Origin of the sequence: Sphingopyxis sp., from assembly GCF_035250425.1 — a bacterium.
Taxonomy (GTDB): domain Bacteria; phylum Pseudomonadota; class Alphaproteobacteria; order Sphingomonadales; family Sphingomonadaceae; genus Sphingopyxis.
The window spans coordinates 45,442-51,886 of the sequence record NZ_DATFFD010000028.1; the positions used below are offsets into that span (position 1 = coordinate 45,442).

Here is a 6,445-nt window from a genome sequence, read left to right on the forward strand (position 1 = left end):
GGGTATTCGCGCGGGACACTGTCTTACCCGGCTGTGCAGGACCTTGTCCCGCCACTCGAAAGGAAGACATGATGATCCGCGCCGCGCTCTACGCCCGCTATTCCTCCGACCAGCAGAATGCCGCGTCGATCGCCGACCAGCAGCGCATCTGCCGCGAGCGCGCGACACGCGAAGGATGGCAGATTGTCGGCAGCTATGAGGATGCCGCGATCTCGGGCGCGAGCATGATCCTGCGGCCCGGTGTCCAGAAGCTGCTCGCCGATGCGCAGGCTGGCAAGTTCGATATCGTGCTCGCCGAAGCGCTTGATCGCGTGTCGCGCGATCAGGCCGATGTCGCGACCTTCTACAAGCATCTCCAGTTCGCAAGGGTGCCGCTGGTGACGCTCTCCGAAGGAGAAATTTCCGAGCTGCATGTCGGGCTTAAGGGCACGATGAACGCGCTGTTCCTGAAAGACCTCGCCAAGAAGACGCACCGCGGCCTGCGCGGGCGCGTGGAGAAGGGCTTTTCGGCAGGAGCGGTAGGCTATGGATATCGCATGATCCGGCGCCTCAGCAGCGAAGGCGAACTGGTACGTGGCGAGCGGGAGGTCGATCCGGCCCAGGCGCTGATCGTCGAGCGCATCTTCCGGGAGTTCGCGGCAGGTAAGAGCCCGCGCGCCATCGCGCGCGATCTCAACGCCGAAGGCATCGCCGGCCCGGCAGGGAAGCCGTGGCGTGACACGAGCATCCGCGGTGATGTGCGCCGGGGAACAGGCATATTGAACAACGAGCTTTATGTCGGGATCCGCGTCTGGAACCACAAGCATAGTGTGAAAGACCCGAGCACCGGCAGGGAGGTAACCCGGCTCAACCCTGAATCCGAATGGATCAGGAATGCGGTTCCTGAGCTCCGCATCGTCAGCGATGCGCTGTGGGAAGCGGTCAAACGTCAGCAGCAGGCGCTTGCTGAGCGCTACGCATCGGTCAAAGAGGCCGCACAGTCGAGGGGTGCGCAAGGGCTGCGCCGTCCGGCCTACCTGCTTTCGGGACTGCTCGAATGCGGCAACTGCGGCGGAACCTACGCCGTCGTCGTTGGCGACCGATATGGCTGCGTCCGCCATCATCGCAGCCGCTCCTGTTCCAATAACCGGACGATCCGGCGCGGAGAGTTGGAGCGCCGCGCGCTCACGGGCATTGCCGACCGACTGGTGTCCGCCGACAAGATCGAGGCGGCAGTTGCGGCCTATGCGAAGCATATCAACCGCGAGAATCGTGAGCGGCGGATACAGGCCGATACCGACCGGCGGGCGCTCGCCAAGGTCGACAAGGCGGTTACGGGCATCATCGCGGCGATCGAGGACGGGCTGTATCAGCCGGTCATGAAGGCGCGCATGGCCGAACTCGAACGCGAGCGGGTCGAGATCGCCGCGCGGCTTGCCGAAGCGCCGCAGGATGTTCCCGACGTGTATCCCGGCATCGCCGAAATCTACAAGCGCAAGGTCGCCCGGCTCACTGAAACGCTCGGCGAGCCCGACACGCGGCTTGATGCTTCAAGCGACATCCGCTCGCTCGTCGGCAAAATCGTCCTCTATCCGGGCGACAGGCGCGGTGAGGTCCATGCGACCCTCCATGGCTCGCTAATGGGTATTCTTGACTTCGCCAGCGACAGCCAGCAACCCCGCGAAGCCCGAGTTATAACAAAGGTGTCCTCGGGTTCGCGGGGATGACGAGATGGAATATCTTTTATTTCGCCTTCAGCCAGCCGGCGATTTCGCCCTTGATCCGTGGGCGGCTGACGCTGCGTTCCTTCAAGGACGCCAGCGTCTTGTCATAGGGTTTGCGGACATCGGCGGGCAGCGGCGCCGCGATCCGTTCGAGCTTGGCGATCATCGCGGGATCGTTCGACGACGCCGCCAGTCCCGCGAGGAAACGCGCACGCGCCGAAGCGTCGATCAGCCGGTCGACCGCGGCCTGGTTCGCCTGCGCAAAATCGACCGCCCGTTCGGGGTGTTTCTTCGCGACGGCGCCGATGATCGAGGCGCTGACGGTCTTGCCGGGTTCGGCGGTGAGCGCGAGGTCGAGCGCGCGCTTTGCCAACGCTGCGTCCTTCGCATTGCCGAGGAAGGTGTAGAAGGCGCCGCGTTCGACCGCCGATTTCGATCCCTTGGCCATGGCGCGCAGCTTGGTCCATTCGGCCTCGCTCGCGTTCGCCGCGACGATGTCGAGCCAGCGCGATTTCAGCGGGCCATCGAGCGCCGCGGGATTGCTATCGAGCAATGCGAAGCGGCGGCGGGCCTCCGCCAGCACCTTGGCGTCGCCCAATGTCCCGAGCGCGCCGAGCAGTTCGGAGCGCAGGATGCTGTCGAGCACGGGTTCGCCGGCGCGCGCGTCGAGGCCGAGGCGTCCCAACGCGGGGGCAAGCGCCGTCGTGCCGCGTGCCGCGATCTGCTTCTGCACGGCGGGTTGGTCGTCGAAATAGCCATATAGCGCCGCGTAACGCCCCGCGACGTCGCCGAGCAGTTTCTGGTTCGCATCGCGCGGTGCCACCGTGAGCAAATCGAGGGCGGCGCCCATCGGCTGGTATCCGGCATAAGCGAGCGCGAAATTGTCGCCGAGCAGTCCGAGTTGGTCGATCGGGGCCAGCTTCGCGAAATCGCCGCGGAGTGCGGTCAGCGCGGCGGGCGAATAGAGGGTGCGGTAATAGCCCGCTTGCCCCGCATTGATCAGCACCGGGCCGCAGCCGGGCAGGGTCAACTTGCCCGTCCCGCCAGTGATCACCTGCCGCGCGACCGCGCCATCGCCGGCGCGCGCGAGGACGGGCACCTGCCAGCGGCGGCCTTCGGCGGCGATGCTGTCCTTGCGATCGCGCGAAAATTCGCTCTGCGTCAGCTCGACGGTCGTGTTGCCACCCGCGCAGGTCACGCCGCCGACGCGGAGCAGCGGGATGCCCGGCTGGTTCGTGAAGTCATGCGCGATCGCGGTCAGCCCCTTGGCGCCCGCCGCCTCGACGGCGTTCCACAGATCGTCGGTGCGCGTGTTGGCGTATTTATGCTTTGCCATGTAGCTCTGCAGCCCGCCGCGCCATACATCCTCGCCGGCATAGGCCTCGAGCATCGTGATCACCGCCTCGCCCTTCTGGTAAGTGATAGCGTCGAACGCCTGGTTGGTGTCCTCGACGGTGCGGATCGTCTGGACGATCGGGTGCGTCGTCGCAAAGGCGTCGAGCCCCATCGCGCGCTCACGGCCGTCGACGCGGTCGAGCAAGGGCTGCCAGTCGGGGTGGAAATGGTCGCTCGCCTTGGTTTCCATCCAGCTTGCGAAGCCTTCGTTGAGCCAGAGGTCGTCCCACCACGCCATGGTGACGAGATCGCCGAACCATTGGTGCGCGACCTCGTGCGCCTGCGTCGAGTAGATCTGCTGGCGCGTCGCATCGCTGGTGATCTTCGGGTCGTCGAGCAGGATACGCTCGAAAGTGAAGATCGCGCCCCAATTTTCCATCGCACCGAAAAATTGCGACTGGCCGGGCCCCGCGACATTGTCGAGCTTGGGCAGCGGATAGGGTTGGCCGAAATAGTCGCTGTAATATCCGAGCAAGGGGCCGAGGCTGTCGAGCGCGAAGCGCGCCTGCTCGCCCGACCCCTTGGGCGACACGATGCCGACCTCGGCGCCGCTGCCGCTCTTGGCCGCGAGCCGCTCGAAATTGCCGGTCGCGAAGAAAAGCAGGTAGGACGACATTTTGGGCGAGATCTGGAAGGTTACCTTCTTCTTGCCGCCTTCGACCGGCGTTTCGCTCGCCACGGGCATGTTGCTCACCGCCAGATCGTCCGCGGGAACGGTCGCCGCGAGGGTGAAGGTCGCTTTGTAGCTCGGCTCGTCGAAGCTCGGGACGAAGCGCCGCGCGTCGGGCGCCTCGAACTGGGTGAACAGCCCGCGCACCTCGCTCCCCGTGGCCTTGTCGGGATAGTCGAGCGCGAACAGCCCGTTCGCCTGCGTGTTGATCGTGCCGGTGTAGCTTGTGGTCAGGCGGTATTTGCCGGGTGCGAGCGGCACCGGGGCGGTGAAGGTCGCGGTTTGCGCCGCGGCGTCGACCGCGACGGTCAACGGAGTCGCCTTGCCGTCGGCGCCGGTCAGGCTCGCGCTCGAAAAGCTGAGGTCGAGCGCGTTCAGCGTCAGCGTTGCCGAGGGTTCGTAAAGCTCGAGGTCGATGCCCGCGTCGCCGGCAAAACTCAGCGCCTTGGTGTCGGGCGTGACGTTGATGTCGTAATGCACCGGCCGTGCGATGCGCGGCAGCTGGCTCGGCACGCTCACATCGAGCGGTGCGCCGGCGAGCGCGGGCGCCGCCGCGACGGACGCGGGCGATTCGACTCCCGGCTGCGCGGCGCAGGCGGCGAGGCTGAGTGACGAAACGGCGGCAACAAGCAAATGACGAGTCGAGAGTTTCATGATTGCGATCCCCGTATGATTTTGCGGTCCCGGCTAGGCGCATGCGCCAGCTCCCGCAACGCCCCCCTTTCGGCAGGCCGTCGTCGAGGCTCGACAGACGGCACGCGATGCGGCAGCTTTGGTTGCATGACAAAACCTATATTGCCTGGAGAGGTAGCCGCCGCCGTCGTCGACCCCGTCGCATATGGCCAATGGGATCCGCTGCACGAACAGCTCGCCTGGGCGCGCGCCAATGCGCCGCTCGCGGTCGCGGAAAATCCCGAGATCGATCCCTTCTGGCTGGTGACGCGGCACGCCGACATCATGGCGATCAGCCGCGACCCGCAGCGTTTCGCGAACGGCATCCGCCCGACGGTGCTCACCAATCGCGGCGGCGAGGCGATCGCGCGCGCGGCGACCCCGAACAACGACGGGCATCTGATCCGCTCGCTGGTCCAGATGGATGCGCCCGATCACATGAAATACCGCCTGCTCACCCAGAGCTGGTTCATGCCCAAGAATTTGAAGATCGTCGAAGACCGCATCCGCCAGATCGCACGCGAGACGGTCGATCATATGCTCGAACAGGGCGGTGAATGTGATTTCGCGCGCGACGTCGCGGCGCATTATCCCTTGCGCGTCATCATGGACATTTTGGGCGTGCCGCCCGAAGACGAACCGCGCATGTTGATGCTGACGCAGCAATTGTTCGGATCGACAGACCCCGACCTCAATCGCAGCCGCGAGGCGATCACCAGCGCCGAACAGGCGATCACGATGCTCAATTATGTCATCGCCGATTTCGAAAATTATTTCGGCGCGCTCACCGCCGAACGCCGCGCCAACCCGCGCGAGGATATCGCGACGGTCATCGCCAATGCGACGATCGATGGCGAGCCGATCCCCGACCGCGAACTGGCGGGCTATTATATGATCGTCGCGACCGCGGGGCACGACACCACAAGCGCGTCGACCGCGGGTGCGATCATGGAACTGGCGAAGAACCCGGCGCTGTTCGACCGCTTCCGCGCCGCTGACAGCGACAAGGCGGGGCTGATCGAAGAAGCGATCCGCTGGACGACCCCGGTCCAGCATTTCATGCGCAGCGCGAAAGAGGACGTCGAGATCGGCGGACAGACGATCCGCGAAGGCGACTGGCTGATGCTCAACTATGTCTCGGGCAACCGCGACGAGGCGGTGTTCGGCGACCCCTTCGCCTTCGACCCCGACCGCGAGAAGAACCAGCAGATCGCCTTTGGGTTCGGCGCGCATGTCTGCCTTGGCCAGCATCTTGCGCGCATGGAGATGCGCATCTTGATGGAGGAATTGCTGCCGCGGCTGAAAAGCCTCGAGCTGGCCGGTGTGCCCGCGCGCGTCGAATCGGTGTTCGTCGGCGGACTGAAACGCCTGCCGATCCGGTTCACGGCAGCCTAAGCGCCGGCACCGGGCGCGTTACGTCGCGTTGGACAAATGGAACGAAGGCCGGTCGGCCGCGTTTCACACCGGCCTAAAAAAGGAGTCTGCCATGATTTTATGGAAAAAAGCCGCGATTTCGATCGCCGCCGTGTCGATGGTTCTTTCGCCGGTCGCTGCTTCGGCGGCGCCTGCGCTGGACGGTGCCCGTGCGGCGTCCGTCATTGATGGTCAAAATGAACTCGACGGGGCAAGCTGGCTTCCGATTGTGCTGGGTCTTGCGATCATTGCCGGCGGAATCTGGCTGGTGGTCGATGGCGACGATGACGACGAGCCGGTAAGCCCGTAATATTCGCCTAAGCTAGGGTCAGGACCCATTAATTGCGCGATCGAGGTTTGAAGCGATTTTGTTCAGTGCGAGGAGGCAAGGCGCGGAAATATGTCGATATTTCAAGACTTGCCGACGACGCAATGGACAAAATCGATCAAATCCCGAAGGGACGTCGAAATGGCTTCGATCTTGGGTCCGCGCGACCTTGCGGGTAGCGATGCTACCCGCTGCGGCCACCCGAACCCAATATCTTCGCCATTTCGACGCCTCGATCGTGCAATTAATGGGTCCTGACCCTAG

General features: G+C 64.6%; 4 protein-coding genes. 3 read left to right on the forward strand and 1 reads right to left on the reverse strand.

The window, feature by feature from the left end:
- The first annotated feature begins 68 nt into the window (after window positions 1–68).
- The gene (locus VJ811_RS01920) at window positions 69–1,706 is read left to right on the forward strand and encodes a recombinase family protein (protein ID WP_324070584.1); all 1,638 of its coding nucleotides are present in this window, start codon (window positions 69–71) and stop codon (window positions 1,704–1,706) included.
- 16 nt (window positions 1,707–1,722) lie between these two features.
- On the opposite strand, the gene VJ811_RS01925 is transcribed toward VJ811_RS01920, so the two are convergent.
- Window positions 1,723–4,422: a M1 family metallopeptidase gene (locus tag VJ811_RS01925; RefSeq protein WP_324070585.1), complete on the reverse strand. Its 2,700-nt coding sequence runs from the start codon at window positions 4,420–4,422 to the stop codon at window positions 1,723–1,725.
- Between the two features lie 126 nt (window positions 4,423–4,548).
- On the opposite strand from VJ811_RS01925, the gene VJ811_RS01930 reads away from it, so the two are divergent.
- A complete protein-coding gene (locus VJ811_RS01930) occupies window positions 4,549–5,835 on the forward strand; it encodes a cytochrome P450 (RefSeq protein WP_324070586.1) in 1,287 nt (428 codons plus the stop codon).
- A 91-nt stretch (window positions 5,836–5,926) separates the two neighbouring features.
- Window positions 5,927–6,163, forward strand: coding sequence for a hypothetical protein (locus VJ811_RS01935; protein ID WP_324070587.1), 237 nt, complete (start codon window positions 5,927–5,929; stop codon window positions 6,161–6,163).
- Window positions 6,164–6,445: the final 282 nt, after the last annotated feature.